At 76.2% G+C, this 19,627-nt stretch carries 20 protein-coding genes; 4 read left to right on the top strand and 16 right to left on the bottom strand.

Annotated elements, in window-relative coordinates; genetic code table 11:
* Positions 1-132: 132 nt before the first annotated feature.
* The gene (locus tag ACI79D_RS15650; protein ID WP_456919357.1) at positions 133-1,143 is read left to right on the top strand and encodes a DUF2877 domain-containing protein; all 1,011 of its coding nucleotides are present in this window, start codon (positions 133-135) and stop codon (positions 1,141-1,143) included.
* Between the two features lie 49 nt (positions 1,144-1,192).
* Here the strand turns inward: ACI79D_RS15650 and hisG are convergent, their stop codons facing one another.
* The 8 genes from hisG to ACI79D_RS15610 all read right to left on the bottom strand — a co-directional run bounded on the left by hisG (position 1,193) and on the right by ACI79D_RS15610 (position 7,408).
* Positions 1,193-2,059, bottom strand: coding sequence for an ATP phosphoribosyltransferase (hisG, locus tag ACI79D_RS15645; protein WP_456919356.1), 867 nt, complete (start codon positions 2,057-2,059; stop codon positions 1,193-1,195).
* 56 nt (positions 2,060-2,115) lie between these two features.
* Positions 2,116-2,379: a phosphoribosyl-ATP diphosphatase gene (locus ACI79D_RS15640; protein WP_456919355.1), complete on the bottom strand. Its 264-nt coding sequence runs from the start codon at positions 2,377-2,379 to the stop codon at positions 2,116-2,118.
* Complete coding sequence (gene ribH / locus ACI79D_RS15635) at positions 2,376-2,903, bottom strand: 6,7-dimethyl-8-ribityllumazine synthase (protein WP_456919354.1); 528 nt, start codon at positions 2,901-2,903, stop codon at positions 2,376-2,378. The genes ACI79D_RS15640 and ribH overlap by 4 nt, the downstream gene beginning before the upstream one ends.
* 76 nt (positions 2,904-2,979) lie before the next feature.
* Positions 2,980-4,290 carry a bifunctional 3,4-dihydroxy-2-butanone-4-phosphate synthase/GTP cyclohydrolase II gene (locus tag ACI79D_RS15630; RefSeq protein WP_456919353.1) on the bottom strand — a complete coding sequence of 437 codons (1,311 nt, stop codon included), beginning with the start codon at positions 4,288-4,290 and terminating at the stop codon, positions 2,980-2,982.
* Positions 4,287-4,895: a riboflavin synthase gene (locus ACI79D_RS15625; RefSeq protein ID WP_456919352.1), complete on the bottom strand. Its 609-nt coding sequence runs from the start codon at positions 4,893-4,895 to the stop codon at positions 4,287-4,289. The genes ACI79D_RS15630 and ACI79D_RS15625 overlap by 4 nt, the downstream gene beginning before the upstream one ends.
* Before the next feature lie 2 nt (positions 4,896-4,897).
* Entirely contained in the window at positions 4,898-5,986 is a 1,089-nt protein-coding gene (ribD, locus tag ACI79D_RS15620) for a bifunctional diaminohydroxyphosphoribosylaminopyrimidine deaminase/5-amino-6-(5-phosphoribosylamino)uracil reductase RibD (protein WP_456919351.1), read from the bottom strand.
* The gene (gene rpe, locus ACI79D_RS15615) at positions 5,983-6,654 is read right to left on the bottom strand and encodes a ribulose-phosphate 3-epimerase (RefSeq protein ID WP_456919350.1); all 672 of its coding nucleotides are present in this window, start codon (positions 6,652-6,654) and stop codon (positions 5,983-5,985) included. Before rpe ends, ribD begins: the two co-directional genes overlap by 4 nt.
* 49 nt (positions 6,655-6,703) lie before the next feature.
* The gene (locus ACI79D_RS15610) at positions 6,704-7,408 is read right to left on the bottom strand and encodes a DUF1775 domain-containing protein (protein ID WP_456919349.1); all 705 of its coding nucleotides are present in this window, start codon (positions 7,406-7,408) and stop codon (positions 6,704-6,706) included.
* 114 nt (positions 7,409-7,522) lie between these two features.
* Between ACI79D_RS15610 and ACI79D_RS15605 the strand changes: the two genes are divergently transcribed.
* Together ACI79D_RS15605 and ACI79D_RS15600 are read left to right on the top strand one after the other, a co-directional pair.
* Entirely contained in the window at positions 7,523-8,908 is a 1,386-nt protein-coding gene (locus ACI79D_RS15605; RefSeq protein ID WP_456919348.1) for a sensor histidine kinase, read from the top strand.
* A gap of 5 nt (positions 8,909-8,913) precedes the next feature.
* Entirely contained in the window at positions 8,914-9,540 is a 627-nt protein-coding gene (locus tag ACI79D_RS15600; RefSeq protein ID WP_456919347.1) for a response regulator, read from the top strand.
* A gap of 13 nt (positions 9,541-9,553) precedes the next feature.
* On the opposite strand, the gene ACI79D_RS15595 is transcribed toward ACI79D_RS15600, so the two are convergent.
* From ACI79D_RS15595 to def, 3 genes are read right to left on the bottom strand one after another with little or no spacing between them, the layout of a single operon-like run.
* On the bottom strand, positions 9,554-10,963 hold the full coding sequence (locus tag ACI79D_RS15595; RefSeq protein WP_456919346.1) for an RsmB/NOP family class I SAM-dependent RNA methyltransferase: 1,410 nt from the start codon (positions 10,961-10,963) through the stop codon (positions 9,554-9,556).
* A complete protein-coding gene (gene fmt / locus ACI79D_RS15590) occupies positions 10,960-11,934 on the bottom strand; it encodes a methionyl-tRNA formyltransferase (protein ID WP_456919345.1) in 975 nt (324 codons plus the stop codon). The genes ACI79D_RS15595 and fmt overlap by 4 nt, the downstream gene beginning before the upstream one ends.
* Complete coding sequence (gene def / locus ACI79D_RS15585; protein ID WP_456919344.1) at positions 11,883-12,416, bottom strand: peptide deformylase; 534 nt, start codon at positions 12,414-12,416, stop codon at positions 11,883-11,885. The genes fmt and def overlap by 52 nt, the downstream gene beginning before the upstream one ends.
* Positions 12,417-12,638: 222 nt before the next feature.
* Between def and ACI79D_RS15580 the strand changes: the two genes are divergently transcribed.
* Positions 12,639-14,231 carry a flavin monoamine oxidase family protein gene (locus ACI79D_RS15580; protein WP_456919385.1) on the top strand — a complete coding sequence of 531 codons (1,593 nt, stop codon included), beginning with the start codon at positions 12,639-12,641 and terminating at the stop codon, positions 14,229-14,231.
* Here the strand turns inward: ACI79D_RS15580 and ACI79D_RS15575 are convergent.
* From ACI79D_RS15575 to ACI79D_RS15555, 5 genes are read right to left on the bottom strand one after another with little or no spacing between them, the layout of a single operon-like run.
* On the bottom strand, positions 14,197-15,711 hold the full coding sequence (locus ACI79D_RS15575; RefSeq protein ID WP_456919343.1) for a hypothetical protein: 1,515 nt from the start codon (positions 15,709-15,711) through the stop codon (positions 14,197-14,199). The two genes, ACI79D_RS15580 and ACI79D_RS15575, sit on opposite strands and share 35 nt — an antisense overlap.
* A gap of 30 nt (positions 15,712-15,741) precedes the next feature.
* The gene (locus ACI79D_RS15570) at positions 15,742-16,422 is read right to left on the bottom strand and encodes a DUF6875 domain-containing protein (protein WP_456919342.1); all 681 of its coding nucleotides are present in this window, start codon (positions 16,420-16,422) and stop codon (positions 15,742-15,744) included.
* A gap of 36 nt (positions 16,423-16,458) precedes the next feature.
* Positions 16,459-17,433: a TauD/TfdA family dioxygenase gene (locus ACI79D_RS15565; RefSeq protein ID WP_456919341.1), complete on the bottom strand. Its 975-nt coding sequence runs from the start codon at positions 17,431-17,433 to the stop codon at positions 16,459-16,461.
* On the bottom strand, positions 17,430-18,578 hold the full coding sequence (locus ACI79D_RS15560; RefSeq protein WP_456919340.1) for a hypothetical protein: 1,149 nt from the start codon (positions 18,576-18,578) through the stop codon (positions 17,430-17,432). The genes ACI79D_RS15565 and ACI79D_RS15560 overlap by 4 nt, the downstream gene beginning before the upstream one ends.
* Positions 18,575-19,591: a hypothetical protein gene (locus ACI79D_RS15555; protein ID WP_456919339.1), complete on the bottom strand. Its 1,017-nt coding sequence runs from the start codon at positions 19,589-19,591 to the stop codon at positions 18,575-18,577. Before ACI79D_RS15555 ends, ACI79D_RS15560 begins: the two co-directional genes overlap by 4 nt.
* Positions 19,592-19,627 lie beyond the last annotated feature (36 nt).

Below are 19,627 nucleotides of genomic sequence, written 5' to 3'. Positions count from 1 at the left end.
ATTTCCGCCCGCTGGATGGTAGGCCGACCACCGCACCGCGGTGCCGCCGAGTCCCTCCGGTGGAGGAGCGGGGCCGGGCGGGGGGTCTCGAGCCACGGTGCCTCCCGTAGCTCCCACGGTGAAGAGGCCGCCATGCGCACCATCGACGAGACCGCCGGCCCGGGCGACACGCGTCCCGGAGCCCCGACCTCCCCGCGCGGCCGCGCCGCTCGGGCCGGAGTGCCGACCATCCCCCTCCCCCGGGAGTCGGCCCAGGCAACCGCCCGCACCGCCCGTCCCGCGCGCGCAGCCACGGCGGTCCCCGCGTCCGCCAGCACCGGTGTCGCCGACCTGCTCCGCGGTCCGGTGCGCCCGGCGCGGGTGCTGATGAGCGTCCCCGCCGCGGTGTACCTGTACGTCCCCACCGATCGCGGCGGCGACGTCGTCGGCGTCCTCACCAGTGACGCGGCCCGGTTGCCCCTGGGCTGCGTGCTCTTCCGCCCGAGCAACGGCCGGCCCCTCGTGGCCCTGCCCAGTGACGCACCGGCCGAGGTGGGGGGCGGCCGGATCGTCGTCGGCGACCTCGCGGTCAGCGCGGCCGCGTGGTGGGACCCGCGCCCCCGGCTGCCCAGCACCCGCCCCGCCCTGCTGCCCGAGGGCGTCCGCCAGCTGCGCAACGCGCTCTACGGCGAGGGCGTCCCGCACAGCGCGTTCACCCTGCCCGGCCTGCCGGCCGGTCCGGGCGGCCCGCTGGCCGCGCTGCGCGGCGCCGTGCGCCGGGCCGACCTCGACGCGGCCCTGCGCACCGCCGCCCGGCTGGTCGGCCTGGGCCCGGGGCTGACCCCGGCCGGGGACGACGTCATGGCCGGGACCATGGCCGGGCTGGTGCTGCTCGGCCACCCGGCGGCCGAGCGGTTCGCCGCCGGCGTCTACGCCCTGGCCGCGGGGCGCACCACCGAGCTCTCGCGGGCGCTGCTGCGGCACGCCGCGGCGGGCCGGGTCAGCGGCGAGTACGCCGCCGTCCTGCACGGCCTGGTCGGCGAGCGGCCGCTGGGCCCGGCGATCGCCGGGCTGCTGGCCACCGGGTCCACCAGCGGCCGGGCCATGGCGCTCGGCCTGTGCACCGCGATCGACCTGGTCGACCGCACGACCCGCCACCGCTGAGCCGACGCGACGAGGCCCTCCCCGGTTCGCCGGGGAGGGCCTCGTCGCGTCAGATGCGACAGGCGTGGATGCTGGTGACGAGGATCGCCCGGGCGCCGAGCTCCCACAGCTCGTCCATCACGCGGTTGGTCTCCGTCTGCGCCACCATCGCCCGCACCGCCGACCAGCCCTCGGTCTGCAGCGGGCTGACCGTCGGGCCCTCGAGGCCGGGGGTCAGCGCGGTCGCCTTCTCCAGCAGCTCGTTGGGGCAGTCGTAGTCGAGCATCACGTACTGCCGGGCCACCAGCACACCGCGCAGCCGGCGGCGCAGCTGGGCCACGGCCGGGATCTCCTCCGCGCCCGCCCGCCGGACCAGGATCGCCTCGCTGGTCAGCACCGGCTCGCCGATGATGTGCAGCCCCGCGGCGCGCAGCGTCGTCCCGGTCTCCACGACGTCGCAGACGGCGTCGGCCACGCCCAGCCGGCAGGCGGTCTCCACCGCGCCGTCGAGCTTCACCACGCCCGCGCGGATGCCCTGGTCGTCCAGGTACCGCTGCAGCAGGACCGGGTACGCGGTGGCGATCCGCTTGCCCGCCAGCTGCTCGACGGTGCCGATGCCGGACTCGACCGGGGTGGCGAACCGGAAGGACGAGCGGCCGAAGCCCAGCGGCATGACCTCGACGGCGGCGGCACCCTTCCCGTCGGCGGGGGCGGTCTCCAGCAGCATGTCGCGGCCGGTGATGCCGACGTCGAGCGTGCCGGCGGCCACGTACACGGCGATGTCACGGGGCCGCAGGTAGAAGAACTCGGTGTCGCTGTCGGGGTCGTAGACGGCGAGGTCCTTGGTGCTCCGCCGCTGCCGGTACCCGCTCTCGGCGAGCATGGCGGCCGCGGGCTCACTCAGGACGCCCTTGTTCGGCACGGCGATGCGCAGCACGGGGGGTCTCCTCGGGAGGTCGGTGGGGGTCGAGCGTGGATCGGAGGTGGGCCGCTTCAGAGGTGGGCGTAGACGTCGTCCAGCGTCAGGCCGCGGGCCAGCATGAGGACCTGCACCCGGTAGAGAAGCTGGCTGATCTCCTCCGCCGTCCGGACCTCGCCCTCGTGCTCGGCGGCCATCCAGGACTCCGCGGCCTCCTCGACGACCTTCTTGCCGGCTGCGTGCACCCCGTCGCGGACCGCCGTGACCGTGCCGGAGGCGGGGTCACCGGCGGCCACCTTGGCGGCGAGCTCGGCGAACAGCGAGTCGAAGGTCTTCACGCGCGACTCCCGTCGGCGGCCGGGGTGACGGTGAAGCCGGTGGGCCGCGAGGGCCCGCGCAGCGAGCGGAGGGTGAGCGCGGTGGCGAGCGCGGCGACCGTCGCCTCGAAACCCTTGTCCTCCGCGGAGCCGGGCAGCCCGGCGCGGTCGCGCGCCTGCTGCTCGGTGTCGCAGGTGAGGACGCCGTTGCCGACCGGCGTGCCGGCGTCGAGGGCCACCCGGGTGAGGCCGGCGGTGACCGCGTCGCACACGTACTCGAAGTGCGGCGTCCCGCCGCGGATGACCACGCCCAGCGCGACGACGGCGTCGTGCCGCTCGGTCAGCGCCTGGGCGACCACCGGCAGCTCCACCGCACCCGGCACCCGGACGACGGTCGGCTCGGGGATGCCGCAGGCGGCGGCAGCGGCGACCGCGCGGTCCAGGAGCGCGCCGGTGATCTCGGCGTGCCAGGTGGTCGCGACGATGCCGAGGGTCAGACCCGCGGCCTCGACCGGCTGCGCCTCGGGGGCGCCCTTCCCACTCACGCGGCCTCCTCGCTGGCGCTCGTCGGACGCGTTCGCGGGCCCACTGCCATGCCCATCGGTGAACTCGCGAGCTCGTTCACAGCTTCTGCTCCTGCTGGCGGAGGGGCACGTCGGTGCCCGGGACGGTGGGGACGTCGGCCGGACCGGACTCGGTCTCGGGCTCGATGATGTCGAGGAGGTGGCCCATCCGGTCGCGCTTGGTCTTGAGGTAGGCCAGGTTCTCCGCGGTGACGTGGCTGGGCAGCGGCACCCGGCCGGTGATCTTCAGCCCGTAGCCCTCCAGCCCGGCCCGCTTGGCCGGGTTGTTGGTGAGCAGCCGCATGGTGTGCACGCCCAGGTCGACCAGGATCTGCGCCCCGGTGCCGTAGTCGCGGGCGTCGGCGGGCAGCCCCAGGTCGAGGTTGGCGTCGACGGTGTCCACCCCGGCGTCCTGCAGCTGGTAGGCCTGCAGCTTGTGCAGCAGGCCGATGCCCCGGCCCTCGTGCCCGCGGATGTAGAGGACGACGCCGCGGCCCTCCTGGGCGACCGCGGCCAGCGCCGCCTGCAGCTGCGGCCCGCAGTCGCAGCGCAGCGAGCCGAACACATCGCCGGTCAGGCACTCGGAGTGGACGCGGACCAGCACGTCCTCCCCCTCGGCGAGGTCGCCGTACACGAAGGCGACGTGCTCCCGCTCGTCGTAGGAGGAGCGGTAGCCCACGGCGGTGAACAGGCCCGGGGCCAGCGGCACGGCGGCCTCGGCGACCCGCTCCACGAGCTTGTCGAACCGCTTGCGGTAGGCGATCAGGTCCGCGATCGACACCAGCGGCAGGTCGTGCTCGTCGGCGAAGAGCCGCAGCTCCTCCCCGCGGGCCATGCCGGTGGGGTCCTTCTCGCTGACCAGCTCGCAGAGCGTCCCGGAGGGGCGCAGCCCGGCCAGCACCGCCAGGTCCACGGCCGCCTCGGTGTGCCCGGGCCGGCGCAGCACACCGCCGTCCCGGGCCCGCAGCGGCACGATGTGCCCGGGCCGGGCGAGGTCGGTGGGGTCGGTGTCCGCGTCGGCCAACAGCCGGATGGTGTGCGCCCGGTCCGACGCGGAGATGCCGGTGGTGATGCTCTCGCGGGCGTCGACGGTCACCGTGTAGGCGGTGCCCCGGCGGTCCTGGTTGACCCGGAACATCGGCGGTAGGTCCAGCCGGTCGGCGTCGGCCTCGGTGACGGCCACGCAGATGTAGCCGGAGGTGTAGCGGACCATGAACGCCACCAGCTCCGGCGTGGCCAGCTCCGAGGCGAAGATCAGGTCGCCCTCGTTCTCCCGGTCCTCGTCGTCGATCACCACCACCGGGCGGCCGTCCTTGATGGCGGCGATGGCGGCCTCGATGGTGTCCAGGCGCGTGCTGGGCTCGCTCACCGACGTGCTCCCAACAGACGTTCCACGTACTTGGCGACCACGTCGACCTCCAGGTTGACCGGACTCCCCGGAGGCACCGCGCCGAGCGTGGTCTCGCGCAGGGTGGTGGGGATGAGGCTGATCTCGAACCACGGCTCGGGGTCGTCGACGGCGCTGACCGCGCTCACCGTGAGGGAGACGCCGTCGACGGCGACCGAGCCCTTCTCGACCACGTAGCGGGCCAGCTCGCGGGGCAGCGCGACCCGGACGACCTCCCAGTGCTCGCTGGGGGTCCGGGCGAGCACGGTGCCGACGCCGTCCACGTGGCCCTGCACCAGGTGGCCGCCGAGCCGGGTCTGCGGGGTCACCGCGCGCTCGAGGTTCACCGGGTCACCGGCGCCGAGCGCGCCGAGGCTGCTGCGGCGGAGGGTCTCGGCCATGACGTCGGTGGCCCACACGTCGCCGTCCACGCCGGTGACGGTGAGGCAGACGCCGTTGACCGCGATCGAGTCACCCAGCGCCACCCCCTCCAGCGCCCGGCGCGCACGGATCTGCAGCCGGGCGGCGTCCTCCTGGTCCTCGCGGACGAGCAGGGTGCCGATCTCCTCGACGATCCCGGTGAACACGATCAACTCCCTCCGGTCGCGCCCGGGCTGTCCGCGGACCGACGTGCACCAGTGTGCCGGTTCGGTCGCAGCCGGATGCCGACGTCCCCGCCCAGGAGGGTGACGTCGGCGACCGACAGGGTCAGCGCCTCCCCGATCGAGGTGATTCCCAGGTCGCCGACGAGGGGCGCGCCGGCACCGAGCAGCTTGGGCGCCAGGTGGACGACGGCCTCGTCGACCAGGCCCTCGCGCAGGAACGCCGCGGCCAGCGTGGGGCCGCCTTCGAGCAGCACCCGGCGCACGTCGCGGTCGAACAGCTCGGCCAGCAGGTCGCGGGGTCCGGCCGCGGCGCTGACCAGCGTCGGGGCGGCGCCGTCGAGGACGCGGGCGGTGCGCGGCAGCCGGCCGCGGCGGTCGAGGACCACCCGCAGCGGCTGCCGGTCGGCGGCCGGGTGGCCGGGTGGCAACTCGGCGTCGCGGACGGTCAGCTGGGGGTCGTCGGCCAGCGCGGTGCCCGAGCCGACGAGGACGGCGTCGCAGGTGGCGCGCAGCCGGTGGACGGCGGCCCGGGCCTCGGGCCCGGTGACCCAGCGGCTGCTGCCGTCGGCGGCGGCGACCCGGCCGTCGAGCGTGCCGGCGGCCTTCCACACCACGTACGGCCGGCGCTCCCGGATGCCGGTGAGCCACGCGGCCAGCGCGCCCTCCTCCGCCGCGGCCTGCTCGACCCCGAGCTCGACGGCGACCCCGGCGTCGCGCAGCTGCTGCGCCCCGCCGCCGGCCAGCTCGGTCGGCTCGGGGACGGCGACGACCACGCGCGCGATGCCCGCGGCGAGCAGGGCGTCGGCGCAGGGGCCGGTGCGGCCGGTGTGCGCGCAGGGCTCGAGGGTGACCACGGCGGTGCCCCCGCGGGCCCGCTCCCCGGCCGCGGCCAGGGCCTGCACCTCGGCGTGCGGGCCGCCGGGCGGGGCGGTGGCGCCCTCCCCCACCGGCGTCCCGTCGGCGGCCAGGACGACGGCGCCGACGGGCGGGTTGGGGCTGGTCGTGCCGAGGACCGCGGCGCCGAGCTCGCGGGCACGGGCCATGGCGCTGCGCTCGGCCGGGGTGGCCGTCACCCCGTCATCGCCGCGGCCGCCTGCGCGCGCAGACCGGCGATGGCGCGCGCGGGGTCCTCGGCGCCGTAGACCGCCGACCCGGCGACGAACACGTCGGCACCGGCCGCGGCGGCCTGCTCGATGGTGTCGGCGTTGATCCCGCCGTCCACCTCGACGAGCAGCGTCAGGTGTCCGGTGTCGACCAGCTCACGGGCGCGGCGCACCTTGGGCAGCACCTCGGCCAGGAACTCCTGGCCGCCGAAGCCGGGCTCGACGGTCATGACCAGCAGGGTGTCGAAGTCCGGGAGCACGTCGAGGTACTCCTCCAGCGGGGTGCCCGGCTTGAGCGCCAGGCCGGCCAGCGCCCCGGCGGCGCGCAGGTCGCGGGCGACCGCGCGCGGGTCGGTGCACGCCTCGGCGTGGACGGTGACGTTGCGCGCGCCCGCCTCGGCGTAGCGCGGGGCCCACCGCTCGGGGTGCTCGATCATCAGGTGGCAGTCGAGCGGCACCGGGCTGACCGCCTGCAGCGCCTGCAGGACCGGCAGGCCGAAGGTCAGGTTGGGCACGAAGTGCGCGTCCATGACGTCGAAGTGCAGCCAGTCGGCGTCGGCCACCCGGTGCGCCTCCTCGCCGAGGCGGGCGAAGTCCGCCGACAGCAGGCTGGGCGCGATCATCGGGGTGCGGGACACGTCTGCGGAGTCTAAGCGGCGGCGGGCCGGCCTCCGGCCCCGGCGCAGGTCAGGGCCGGGCGCGGGACCGCCGCACCCACAGTCCCCCGGCGACGCCGGCGACCACCAGCACGCCCAGGGCGACCAGCCAGCCGGCGCCGACGCCGCCGTCGTCCTCCTCCTCGACCGCCGGCGTGGTGGCGGTGGCGGCCGTCTCCCCCGCCGACGTCTCCGGCGCCGCGGAGGTGGTGGCCTCGGTCGCGGGCGGGGACGCCGGGGCCGGGGCGCCCGGCGCGACGGTCAGGACGGGGGCCGGCTGCTCGGGCTCGGGCGCGCCCGGCGCGGCCTGCTCGATCCACGCGTCCTCGGTGCCGTCGGCGTAGCTCTGGATCGTGGGGAAGACCAGCTCGGTGACCCCCGGGGGCAGTTGCGCCACGGTGATCGCGAACTCGGCGTCCTGCCCCGAGGGCAGGGGCGGGCCGCCCACCTCGAAGCCGTCCGCGGTCGCGGTGAGCGCCCAGCCGGCCGGTCCGGAGGCGAGCGAGACGGTGGCCGGGTCGATGCCGGTGGGCAGCTGCGTGCGCAGGCCGGCGACGCCGGACGGGTTCTCGGCCGCGCCGGAGAAGGTCACCGTCATCGGCCCGGTGCCGGCGGTGGCGCCCGGCGCGCTCACCTCGACGTGCGCGGCCGCCGGCCCGGTGCCGACGGCGAGCAGGACGGCGGTCAGGACACCGGTGGCCAGGGAGCGGCGCACGGCCGCGCTGTGGGTCGTCACGGGGCTGTAGTCGTCCCCCGGGGCCCGCTGGTTCCCGGCGGACGGCCCCGCCCCGGCTCAGGAAGCGGAACGCGGGAGTCCCACGATGTCGGCGGGCGGACCTAGCCTGACCCCGTGGGACGCACTCCCTCGAGCCGGTACTCCGGCACCGGCCACGGCCGGATCTCCGTGGCGGCCTCCGTCACGCGCTTCACCGTCGCCGGTGTGGTGGCGACGCTCGCGCTGTCCCTGCTGATCGCCTCCCTGTCCCGGCGGGCCGGCGTCGAGGAGGGGATCCGGTCGGCCGAGCGGGTGGCCCGGGTCGTCGGCCACGGCGTGGTCGCGCCGCTGCTGACCCCGGAGCTGCGCAGCGGGGACGAGCAGGCCGCCGCCCGGCTGGGTACGGCCGTCGCCACGGTCGCCGCGTCGGGCCCGGTGAGCCGGATCGAGGTCCTCGACGGCCGCGGCCGGGTGCTGTGGTCCGACGAGCCCCGGGTGGTGGGCATGGTCGCGCCCCTCGACGGGCTCGAGCGCGCCGCGCTGGAGGACGGCACGGTCGGCTCGCACGTCACCGACCTCACCGCGCCGCAGAACCGCTTCGAGTCGCCCGACCGGGCCCTCCTCGAGGTGCACGTGGGGGTGCGCGACGCGGCGGGGCGGCGGCTGCTGGTCAAGGTCTACCAGGGCTACGACGTCGTGCAGGACTCCGCGCGGGCGGCCTACATGCGGTTCGCCCCCGCCGCCCTCGGCGCGCTGCTGCTGCTGCAGGCGGTGCAGATACCGATCGCGTGGCACCTCGCCCGCCGGCTGCGCCGCCACCAGGAGGCCGAGACCCGGCTGCTCCAGTCGGTCGTCGACGCCTCCGAGGACGAGCGCCGGCGGATCGCGGCCGAGGTGCACGACGGCGTCGTCCAGGACCTCACCGGCCTCACCTACGACCTCGACGTCGCCCGGCTGGACGCCGCCGACGCCGACCCCGAGCTCGTCGCCCGCACCGCCGAGCGGGTGCGGCAGAGCGTGACCGAGCTGCGCTCGCTGCTGGTCGACCTCAACCCGCCGCGGCTGCCGGAGGCGGGCCTGGCGCCCGCGCTGGCCGTGCTCGCGGAGGGCCTGGAAAGGGAGGGCCTCACCGTGCACCTGGACGCCGCGGCCGCCGACGACCTGCCGGAACCGGTCGCCTCGCTGCTCTACCGCGCCGCCCTCGAGGCGCTGCGGAACGTGCGGTCGCACAGCGGGGCCGACCGGGTCGCCGTCGTCGTCAGCCGGACGCCCACCGAGGCCGTGCTCAGCGTCGACGACGACGGCCGCGGGATGGACCGGGTCGGCCTGGCCGCCAGCAGCGTCCGCGGCCACCTCGGCCTGCGCGCCCTGGAGGACCGCCTGCAGGCCGCGGGCGGCGCGCTGACCATCGCCAGTGCGCCGGGGCAGGGCACCCGGGTCCTGGCCCAGGTCCCGCTCGACGGAGCCGCGGTGCTCCCCCGGGGCGCGGAGGCACCCTCCTCCGTCGGGGTCGCCCGGTGATCCGGGTGCTGGTGGTCGACGACCACACCGTGGTCCGCCGGGGGCTGACCCACCTGCTGGGCACCGCTGCCGACATGGAGTGCGTCGGGGAGGCGGCCGACGGCGACCAGGCGCTGGTCATGATCGCCGAGCACCGGCCCGACGTCGTCCTGCTGGACTTGTCGATGCCCGGTGCGGACGGCGTCGCGGTGATCCGCCGGCTGCGGTCCCTCGGGGACCTGACGCGGGTGCTCGTGCTCACCTCGTTCAGCGACGCCGGGCTGGTCCTCGACGCCGTCTCGGCCGGCGCCGACGGCTACCTGCTCAAGCAGGCGCGGGCCGAGCAGATCCTCGACGGCATCCGCACCGTCGCGACCGGGGGCGCGCCGGTCGACCCGGCCGTGGCCCGCTCGCTGCTGCGCGACGTCCGGGACCGCGGCGCGGGGCCGGCGGTGCCGCTCACCGACCGGGAGACCGAGGTGCTGGAGCTGATCCGGCTGGGCTACCCGAACCGGCTGATCGCCCGCCGGCTGGCCATCAGCGAGCGCACCGTCAAGGTGCACGTCACGCACATCTTCCAGCGGATCGGCGTGGCCGACCGCACGCAGGCCGCGCTGTGGGCCGAGCGCAACCTGCGGCCCACGCGGGGCTGACCGGAGGCGGCCGTCAGCGGGTGCGGCGCAGCAGCGCCATGAACATCGCGTCGGTGCCGTGCCGGTGCGGCCACAGCTGCCCGTACCGGCCGCGGGCGACCCCGGGGACGTCGGGCAGCAGCGGGGCCACCGGCAGCACCTCGACGTCGTCGCGGGCGGCCGCGGCGTCGGCGACCGCCACGGTCTCGGCCGCGTGCGGGGAGCAGGTCACGTAGGCCACCACGCCCCCAGGCCGCACCGACTCCAGCGCGGCGGCCAGCAGCGCCGTCTGCAGCTCGACCAGCGGGGGGACGTCCGCGGGCGTCCGCCGCCAGCGGACCTCGGGACGGCGGCGCAGCGCGCCCAGCCCGGTGCACGGGGCGTCGAGCAGCACCCGGTCGAAGGCGGCGGCCGGCCACGGCGGACGGCGGCCGTCGGCGACGAGCACCTCGACGTCGTCCTCGGCGGCCAGCGCCTGCCGCACCAGCTCGGCGCGGTGCGGCGAGCGGTCGGCGGCGGTCAGCCGCACGCCCTCGGGACGCACCGCGGCGAGCAGGGACGCCTTCCCGCCGGGGCCGGCGCACACGTCCAGCCAGGCCGCGTCGGGGCCCTCCAGCGGCGCGCGGGCCAGCAGCAGCGCGGCCAGCTGGCTGCCCTCGTCCTGGACGCCGGCGGTCCCGGCGCGGACCGAGGGCACCCGCCCGGGGTCGCCGCCGCCCAGCCGGACGGCGTAGGGCGACCACGGCCCCGGCGTGCCGCCGGACTCCTCGACCAGCCGGTCGCGAGCCACCCGGCGGGCCACCAGGTGCACCTCGGGCGCCGCGTCGTCGGCGAGCAGCGCCGGCTCGAGCTCGGCGGCGTCGGAGGAGTCGTCTCCCCCGAGGGCCTCCCGCCAGGCCTGCACGATCCAGCCGGGGTGGTCGGTGGCCAGGGCCAGCCGATGCTCCTCGTCGCCGCCGAGCCGCTCGAGCCAGGCCGCGCGGTCGCCGCCGGCGGCCACCTTGCGCAGCACCGCGTTCACCAGCCCGGAGGCCCCGGCGCCGACGACGGCCCGCGTCAGGTCGACGGTGGTGGCGACCGCCGCGTGCGCGGGCACCCGCAGGTCGAGCAGCTGGTGGGCGCCCAGGCGCAGCAGGTCGAGCACCCGCGGGTCGAGGTCGGCCAGCGGCCGGTCGACCAGCCCGGCCAGCACCGCGTCGAGGGTGCCCCGGGCGCGCAGGGTGCCGTAGGTCAGCTGGGTGGCGAAGCCGGCGTCGCGCGGGTCGAGCTCGCGCTCGCGCAGCAGCTGGGGCAGCAGCAGGTTGGCGTAGGCCTCGCGGGAGGACACCGCGTCCAGGACGTCGTAGGCGGTCAGCCGCGCCCCGTCGAGCTGCGGCCGGGGCGCCCGCCGTCCGTCGCGCCGTCCCGGCCGCGGCCGGCCCGGCCGGCGTGGGGGCCGCGTCATCCGACCCGCTCGCCGGGGGCCGGGCGGGCGCCCCGGGCCCAGTCGGCGGCCGGCAGCACGCGCTTGCCGGCCGGCTGCACGTCGCCCAGGCGCACCGCGCCGCGGCCGGTGCCGACCAGCACGCCGGTGGACCCCACCGACAGCTCCCCGGGCGCGAGGCCCAGCGACGACGGCAGCGGCTCGACCGGGCCCAGCCGCAGGCGGTCGCCGCGCCAGGTGGTCCAGGCGCCGGGCGCCGGCGTCACCCCGCGGACCCGGCGGTCGACGACGTGCGCCGGCAGCGCCCAGTCGACGCGGGCGTCAGCCGGCTCGATGCGCGGCGCCAGGCTGACCCCCTCGGCCGGCTGCGGCTCGGGCGCGAGCGTGCCGGCCTCGATGCCGTCGAGCGTGGCCAGCAGCAGGCGGGCGCCGCTGACGGCCAGCCGGCCCAGCAGGTCGCCGGCGGTGTCCCGCGGCGCGATCGGCTCGGTGACCACGCCGTAGACCGGCCCGGTGTCGAGGCCGGCCTCCAGGCGGAAGGTCGACGCTCCGGTGACCTCGTCGCCGGCCATGACCGCGTGCTGCACCGGCGCCGCGCCGCGCCAGGCGGGCAGCAGCGAGAAGTGCAGGTTGACCCAGCCGTGGCGCGGCAGGTCCAGCGCCGCCTGCGGCACCAGGGCGCCGTAGGCGACGACCGGCGCGCAGTCGACGGCGAGGTCGGCGAGCTGCTGGAGGAACTCGGGCTCGCGGGGCGAGCGGGGCTGCAGCACCGGCACGCCGGCGGCGTCGGCCCGCTCGGCGACCGGGGAGCGGCTCATCTTGCGGCCACGCCCGGAGCGGGCGTCGGGCCGGGTGAGGACGGCGGCGACCTCGTGCGCGGAGTCGAGCAACAGGTCCAGGGCGGGGACGGCGACGTCCGGCGTCCCCGCGAAGAGGAGCCTCAGTGGGGGCTCACCTCCACGCGCGGCACCCAGGCCTCCATGCCCGTCCACTCGGCCGCGGCGATCTCGGCCAGCGCGGCCGCGCGGGCGGCGTCGGCCAGCCGGTCGACGAAGAGCACGCCGTCGAGGTGGTCGACCTCGTGCTGTACCGCGCGGGCCAGCAGGTGCGAGCCCTCGACCCGGATCGGCTCGCCGTGCAGGTCGAACCCGGTCGCGGCGACGTACAGGTGCCGGCGGCAGTCGTAGGCGAACCCCGGGATCGACAGGCACCCCTCGGGGCCCTCCTGGGTCTCCTCCCCCACCGGGGTCACGACCGGGTTGACCAGGTGGCCAAGCTCGCCGTCGACGAGCCAGGTGAACACCCGCAGGCCGACGCCGATCTGCGGAGCGGCCAGCCCCGCGCCACCGGCGGCGAGCATCGTGTCGGTCAGGTCGGCGACCAGGCCGCGCAGCTCCTTGTCGAAGTCGACGACGGGCGCGGCCGGCGTGCGCAGCACGGGGTCGCCGTAGAGCCGGATGGGGGTGACGCTCACCGGTCGATCCTAGGTGGCGCCCGAGCCGCACTCGACGCGCCGGACCGGGTTCGGGACCGAGCGGGTCCGGAAGTACTCGTCCCGGGCGGCCCTGGTGCGTAGCCTCGGAGCGCCCTCCATCACGCCGAACGAACGAGAAGCACGGTCTATCCACCTGACGTCGACGCGCCGCCGTCCACCGGTCACCGCGCGTCCGCTCCGAGGGGGAACTCTGTGACCTCGATGATGTCCAGGCGCAGCTTCCTGCGCTCCGTGGGTGTGGCCGGCGGAGCCGGTGTCCTGTTCGAGACCATGGGCGCCCTCGGGCTGGCGCCCACCCCCGCCGCGGCGGACGCGGACTTCCAGGCACCTCGGCGGTCCGACTTCACGCTCACCGGCCGCTCCAGCAAGAAGGTCCTCGTCCTGGGGGCCGGGATCGCCGGGTTGACGACCGCCTACGAGCTGGGCAAGGCGGGTTACGACTGCGTGGTGCTGGAGGCCAAGGACCGGCCGGGGGGCCGGAGCTGGACCGTGCGGAACGGGAGCACGGAACGTGACCTCGACGGGCACACGCAGACGGCGTCCTTCGCCGACGGCCAGTACCTGAACGCAGGGGCGGCTCGCATCGCCCAGTGGATGGTCACCCTGGACTACTGCCGCGAGCTCGGCGTGGCGATCGAGCCGTTCGCGAACCAGAACGCCGACGCCTTCATCTACCACCAGGGTTCCGCGGCGCAGGCCGGCACGCCCATCCGCTTCCGGACGGCCCGGGCCGACGTGTACGGCTACGTCTCGGAGCTGCTGGCCAAGGCCACGGACCAGGGTGCGCTGGACGCCGAGTTGAGCGCCGCGGACAAGGACCGCCTCCTGGACTTCCTGCGGGGCTTCGGTGCCATCGGCGGCAGGACGGACGGGTGGGCGTACACCGGGACCGACCGGCGGGGGTACGTGGTGGACCCGGGCGCCGGGAACCAGGCCGGGGTGGTCGCCGGCCCGCCGCCCTCCCTGGCCGACGTGCTCGCCAGCGGGTTCGGCCGGGAGTTCTTCTTCGAGCTCGAGTACGGCCAGGCGATGATGATGTTCCAGCCGGTCGGCGGCATGGACCGCATCGTCGACGCGCTGCAGCGGGCCGTGGGAGCCGACCGGCTGCGGTACCGGTGCGAGGTCGTAGGGGTGACCGATCTGCCCGACGGCGTGGAGGTCGTCTACCGCGACGCCGCCGGCCGACAGCAGGTCGAGCGTGCCGACTTCTGCGTGGCGACGCTGCCGCCGCACCTCATGGCCCGCATCCCGACCAACCTCGCCCCCTCGGTGCAGGCCGCGCTCACCCGGCCGCGGCCGCTGCCGGTCGGGAAGCTGGGCCTCGAGTACGGCCGCCGGTGGTGGGAGGAGGACGCGCGGATCTTCGGTGGCATCACCCGGACCGACATGGACCTCCGGGAGATCTGGCTCCCCTCCCACGGCTACCTGGGCGAAGGGGGCGTGCTCCTCGGCTACTACAACAGGGGCGAGGACGCCGTCAGCTACGGCCGTCTCGATCCCGCCACCCGCGCCCGACGGGCCGTCGCCCTGGGCGCGGAGATCTTCGGCGCGAGCTACCGCGACGAGCTCTCCTCGTCGTTCTCGGTGGCCTGGCACCGCGTCCCGTACATCGAGGGGGGCTGGATGTCGTGGCCGCCGGACAGCCGCCGGGACTACGACCTGCTCCTCGAGCCGGCCGGGAACGTCTACTTCGCCGGCGACTGGCTGACCCACCTCATCTCCTGGCAGGCCGGCGCGTTCCTCTCGGCACGGGCGGTGGTCACGCACCTCCACCAGCGGGTGATGTCCGGCTGAGCCGTGCAGGAGGAGCGTCCTCCCCAGCCCCGAGCGCTCCCGGACACCCCGGCGGCACCACGGGCGCGAGCACGGCCGTGCTCTGGTAGGCCCCCCGGCTGGCACTGATGACCACGTCCCCGTCGGGGACACCCGGGCCCATGTGGCGCACGGCGACGCTCGCGGCCGCGCCGTCGATCATGTACGGGCTGAGCACGAACGGCACCTGCACCTCGACCTGGCGCCCGGAGTCCTGGTCGCGGAACGGGATCGCGACGCGGTCCGACCGGACGCGGCGTTGCAGGACCAGCGGCGACTCGGCGGCGGAGGAGAGGAGATCCGACCACTCCTGGTCCGACAGCCGGTCCCCGAACACCACGGCCCGCCCGGAGTTGCCGACGGCGGGTTTGGCGACGAGGAGGTCCCGCTCGCCGGTCGTCCTGCGCAGCAGCTCCTCCTCCGCGGCCGGATCGCCGTCCAGGCCCAGGCACGCCGTCCACGGGACGTGGGTGCGGACCAGGGCCTGGTCCGCCGCGGAGAGCAGCCCGGCGTCGCAGTCCCCGTGCAGCCAGGCCAGGACCGCCTTCGAGGAGAGGATGGCCGTCTCGGTGCGCGGGAACAGCTGCACGGTCCCGGCCCGGTCGGCTGCGCGCAGGGCGTCGAACCCGCCGCGGTCGTTCACGATGCGGTTGCCGCCCCACTCGAGCAGCACCAGGTCGATCGGCACGTCGGTGGCGAGCAGCCGACCGGCGGCATCGACGCGCAGCTCGGCGAGGTCGGCCTCGACGACGTCGACACCCAGCCGCCTGAGATCGGCCAGGAGGGGCTTCGACGCCGTCGCGAAGCGCTGGCAGGTGCGGGGGTTGTCCATCCCCCAGTACAGCGGCAGGAGCAACCGGCCCCCGTGGCCGTTGCCGTTGCCGTTGCCGTTGCCGTTGCCGGCGGTCCCGGCGCGCAGCGTCCGGGCCAGCGCCGCGGCGCGCGCGGTCACGCTGGAAGGCGGCGGGTGCAGACCGCTCTGCGGGCACAACGCGGCGTAGGCCTCCGCGAGCTCGGGCGTCACCACGGTGCCGCCGAGCCGGGTGCTGTTGTTGGTCTCCAGGAGGCGGGGGCGGCCGTGCTCGAGCAGCAGGTCGGGACGGGCGTACCGGATGAGCTCGGCGGCCCGCAGCGGGCGGTCGGGGTCCATCAGCGGGAGGGCGTGGGGGAAGCGGAGGACCCGGTACAGCTCGCCCAGGGTCGAGGCGCGGCGGCGGCAGGCGTCCACGGCCAGGCGCAGCAGCCGGGCGGCGAGGAACTCCAGACCGCGGTAGGCGGACTCGTCGATGACGACCGGCCGGAGCGGTTCCCAGCGCCGGCTGTCCGCCTTCTGCCGCGGGTTGGTGCCCCACCCGGATCCGGTCGACGCCGCGCGGCGGGTGACGAACTCGTCGCGGAGCTGCGCGGGCAACTCCTCCCAGACGTCGCTCACGAGCAGGTCGGTGCGTTCGTCGACGTGCATGGTGTGCCTTCTCCCGTGTCGAGGACGACGTCAGGGGTGCCGTTCGCCGCCGTGGACCGGCGGAGTCGACCCCGTCGGGACCCGGTGCCGATCGCAGGCCTCGCGGTACAGCGCGAGCAGGAGCGGATCGCGGATCCGGCCGCGCTCGAAGTGCGGACCGAAGCGCAGGTCGTACTGCTCGAACCACCGGCTGGACGGGTGGAGGAAGAGGATGTCGTGCGGCGCCATGTACCGCATCGCGAGCAGGGCCACCGGCGCGACGGAGACCCGGAACTCCGGGTTGCGGACCGCTCGCTCGTCGCAGCGCGGGTGGAACTGCCCCACCATCAGCCCCGACTGCACCGCGAAGTCCTTCAGGCGCGCGTAGTAGACCGCGTCCAGGCGGTCCCAACCCGCAGGGTCCATGCGCGGCAGGACGATCAACCTGCTGTCGAGCGACACCCCGGAGCTGTGCGGCGGTCGGCCGAGCTCCCCGAACCGGCGGATCTCGGCCGCCAGCTCGTCGTACAGCTCCGCCTCGTCCGACCCGTCGATGTCGTACCGCACGCAGATGTCCACGGCCCCCTCGACGAGGGCACGGGGGATGAACGGGCAGACCGGGCCGGTCCGGCCCACCCTGCGGTCCGGGGCAGAGACGTAGTCGCGCAGCCAGGCGTCCACCAGGTCGTGGTACTCGTCGGAGCGCTGCTCGTGGGTCATGGCGTCGGTCATGGCGTGGCCCTCCCTGGGGCAGCGGCGGCTGTGCCGCTATCCGGTCGGCGCGGTGGACGGCTCGTGGAAGCGCAGGCGCAGGAGATGGCGTGCCGGGTCGGTGAACGCGGTGCGCCCGTGCAGGGCGATGTGGTTGTCGACGACCAGCAGGCCGTCGGTGGGGATGACCTGCCGGACCTCCCCGGGGCCGTGGGTGAGCTGCTCGGTGACGGCGTCGAGCGCGTGGTGCACCTCGGGCGTCGCGTACTCGGGACGGGCGGCGATCCCCTTCCGGATCGAGTCCTCCCGCCAGCGCCACAGGGGTCTGTCGGCGAGCACCGGCGCGTACAGGTGGCCGTCCGGAGCGACGTCCGTGTGCTCCCGGAACGCCCGGGGGACCCGCCGGGGCAGCGGCGTCCCGGTGAGCAGCCGCACCGCCTCCCGACCGCCGGGGGCCTGCTCCAGCCGGCGCACGACATCGCGGCCGTCGCGGAGCAGGGACACCCCGCCGCCGCACCGGGCGGCCCGGACGGCGTACAGCAGGAAGAAGCGCTCCGGGACGGGCAGGACCGCACTGTCGGTGTGGTACTGCGCCTCGAGGTCGTTCTCCGAGAAGCTCGTGTGGCTGGAGGACCCGTCCCCGCGGTTCCGGACGTCCCACACCACGCGGTCGAACGGGATGTTGGGGGTCGGGTCGCCGAGCAGCACGGAGAGCGCGAAGACGCCGGTGCGCTGGGCGTCGAGGCCCACCTCGCCCAGGCCGACCGCCGGCACCACCACCGCGCAGGCCCCGTCGGCGTCGAAGGCCGCGCGGATGCGGTCGGACAGGGCGGTCAGCCGGGGCGCGACGTCCCGGAGCAGCGCGCGGAGGGCCGCGGGGTCGGGCGGAGGAGGAAGCGCCTCCGCCGCGACGCCGGCGCCGAGGGAGTCGGCAAGAGCCGCCCCGATGGCCGCTCCCTCCGCCGCCCACCAGGACCGTCCGCCGTCCGCCGCGAGGGAGACGACGCTGCTCGCCGGCGCGGTCGTCGTCACGTGGGACACCCCCGGGCGAGGAGCCGCTGCCCGTGCGCGGCCATCGGTCGGCCGGCCTTCGCCCGCGCGGCCCGGGAGAGCTCGTTGTTGCTGACGCCCAGGTGGATGCCGTGGTCGGCCATGGCGGCCAGGACGGCGGGCGCGAGGGCGGGGTCGGCCCGGACCATGGCGGCCAGGAGGCGGGAGAAGTGGCGCCGTTCGAGGAGGGCGCCGCCGGTGCGGTCGGCGGGCTCGTCCTGCCCGGCCAGTTCCAGCCCGCGCAGCAGCATCCGGTCGAAGCGGGTGGCGTCGGCGCCGGCGTCGCTGACCCGCCGGCGGGCGCTCCAGCACGCGGAGGCCCAGATGGTGCCGTCGGCGTGGGGGTCGCTGTAGCGGCCGCCCTGGAAGTCGGCCATCGTCCAGCGCGGGTCGAGCCGGCGGCGTCGCCGGTCGGTCGGTGGGATGCCGTGGCGGTGCCACCCGTAGATGTCGGGGGTGCCCAGCAGCACCGCCGTGATCGCGTCGGCGGTGCCCTCGTCCACGGGTCGCTTCTTGCTGGTCTGCTGGTCCGGCGGGCGCAGCCGGTTGAGCCGGAAGTCCGCGGTGTGCCGGCACACGTGGTGGCCGACCTCGTGACAGACGATGGCGGGGTTGTGCGCCGGCGCGCGGAAGTACCGGCCGGTGCCGGTGGTGGCGACGGCACCCGCGCCGCCGCCCAGGTGGACCTCTCCGGTCGGGCTCACCGCCTCCGGGTCGGACCCCACCCCGGTGCCGGGCAGCCGGTAGTGCCCGCCCGCCCACCGGCGCGGCTGGTCGTGCACCCCGATGCGCACCACCAGCCGCGGCAGGGGGTGCCCGAGCAGCCCACCGACGTAGCGCAGTGCGCGCTGGGTGTGGAAGGCCGTGTTGACCACGCCGAACGCCCGTGCCGCCCGGTCGGCCGCCGCACCGGCCCAGGGGCCACCGCCGGCGGACGGGTCGCACACCAGCTCGCCGTCGCCGAACAGCGCCCCGCCGCGCTCGTCGCGGACGGTGGCCTCGGGCAGGACGACCTCCGCCGGACCGACCTCCAGCACGTCCAGGTCGACCTCCGCGAGCTGCCCCGGCCCGACCCGGCCCTCGGCCCAGCCGCGCGGGTCGGGCAGGTAGACCGCCGCGCGGGTCATGCCGGGACCTCCGCGCCGCTCAGCAGGGCCAGCGCACCACCGGCGATGAGCTCCTCCGGCGACACCACCGGGAGGCCGGTCGCGGCCGCCGCCTCCCGCGACGCCAGGGGGCTCGACGACACCAGGCCGCTCACCGCCCGCAGCGGGGCACCGAGGTCCGCCAGGATCCCGGCCCCGGCGACCGCGCCGAGCGCATCGCCCACCGCCAGCACCACGCCGTCGGCGAACGCCGCCAGGCCGGCGGCCAGCTCCCGGGTCTCCTCCTGCAGCAGCCCGTCGGCGATCTCCAGGACCACCACCGCCGCGCCCCGCTCGACCAGGGCGTCCCGGATCCCGAGCATCGTGGCCCACAGTCGCTCCGGTGGGTAACCGAACGTCGAGGCCATGCCGAAGTCCAGGAAGTCCACGATCTCGGCGGCCCCGGCGTCCTGGTACATCCACCGGTCCTTGCCGCTGCCGGAGCCGGTGACCTTGCCCGCGCCCACGCGCACCCCGGCGCGTGACCACCCCTGCGCCAGCGCCGCCGCCGTGGTGGTCTTGCCCGCCCCCATCGAGGACCCCACCACCACGAAGGTGCCCAGCTCGGGCCGCCCCGGCGGAGGAGCCGCCATCGCGAGGTCGTCCAGCGACAACGGCCGGCCGGAGCGATCGGTCAGCAACCCCAGCAGGTCCAGGACCGTGGGCTCACCCCGACGGGCGTGCGCCGAGGCCACCTGCCCGACCACACCACCCGCGGTCAGCAGGTGGGCTCCCGGCCCGGTCGGCAGGTACCCCTCGTAGTAGTCGGTGGCATACCGGTTGCCGAAGGCCCCCACCACGACGTCCCCGGGGTACAGCCGGACCTGCCGGCCGTTGGTGTCCTCCAGGTGGTCGTGGGCCCGCACCTCCACCACCCTGGCCGCCGCGAGGTCCCCCAACCGCGGCTTCCGATCGAGGCCCCCCAGCCGGACCGCGCCACGGTCGACCAGCCTGCGGGTGACATAGCTCCACTTGACGTCCGGTAGCGGGTGCATCACTGGCCTCCCGGGAAGGGGCTCGGACCGGATCCC

Source organism: Geodermatophilus sp. SYSU D00708 (assembly GCF_054050115.1).
The sequence above is the reverse complement of the archived record's forward strand: the minus strand, read 5'-3'. Positions and strand labels throughout refer to the sequence as shown.

Excerpts from the sequence above, each read along its gene's own strand:
- ACI79D_RS15650 (WP_456919357.1), top strand. The coding sequence starts at position 133 with ATGCGCACCATCGACGAGACCGCCGGCCCGGGCGACACGCGTCCCGGA.
- ACI79D_RS15595 (WP_456919346.1), bottom strand. The coding sequence starts at position 10,963 with ATGACGCGGCCCCCACGCCGGCCGGGCCGGCCGCGGCCGGGACGGCGC.
- ACI79D_RS15580 (WP_456919385.1), top strand. The coding sequence starts at position 12,639 with ATGATGTCCAGGCGCAGCTTCCTGCGCTCCGTGGGTGTGGCCGGCGGA.
- ACI79D_RS15575 (WP_456919343.1), bottom strand. The coding sequence starts at position 15,711 with ATGCACGTCGACGAACGCACCGACCTGCTCGTGAGCGACGTCTGGGAG.
- ACI79D_RS15570 (WP_456919342.1), bottom strand. The coding sequence starts at position 16,422 with ATGACCGACGCCATGACCCACGAGCAGCGCTCCGACGAGTACCACGAC.
- ACI79D_RS15560 (WP_456919340.1), bottom strand. The coding sequence starts at position 18,578 with ATGACCCGCGCGGCGGTCTACCTGCCCGACCCGCGCGGCTGGGCCGAG.
- ACI79D_RS15555 (WP_456919339.1), bottom strand. The coding sequence starts at position 19,591 with ATGCACCCGCTACCGGACGTCAAGTGGAGCTATGTCACCCGCAGGCTG.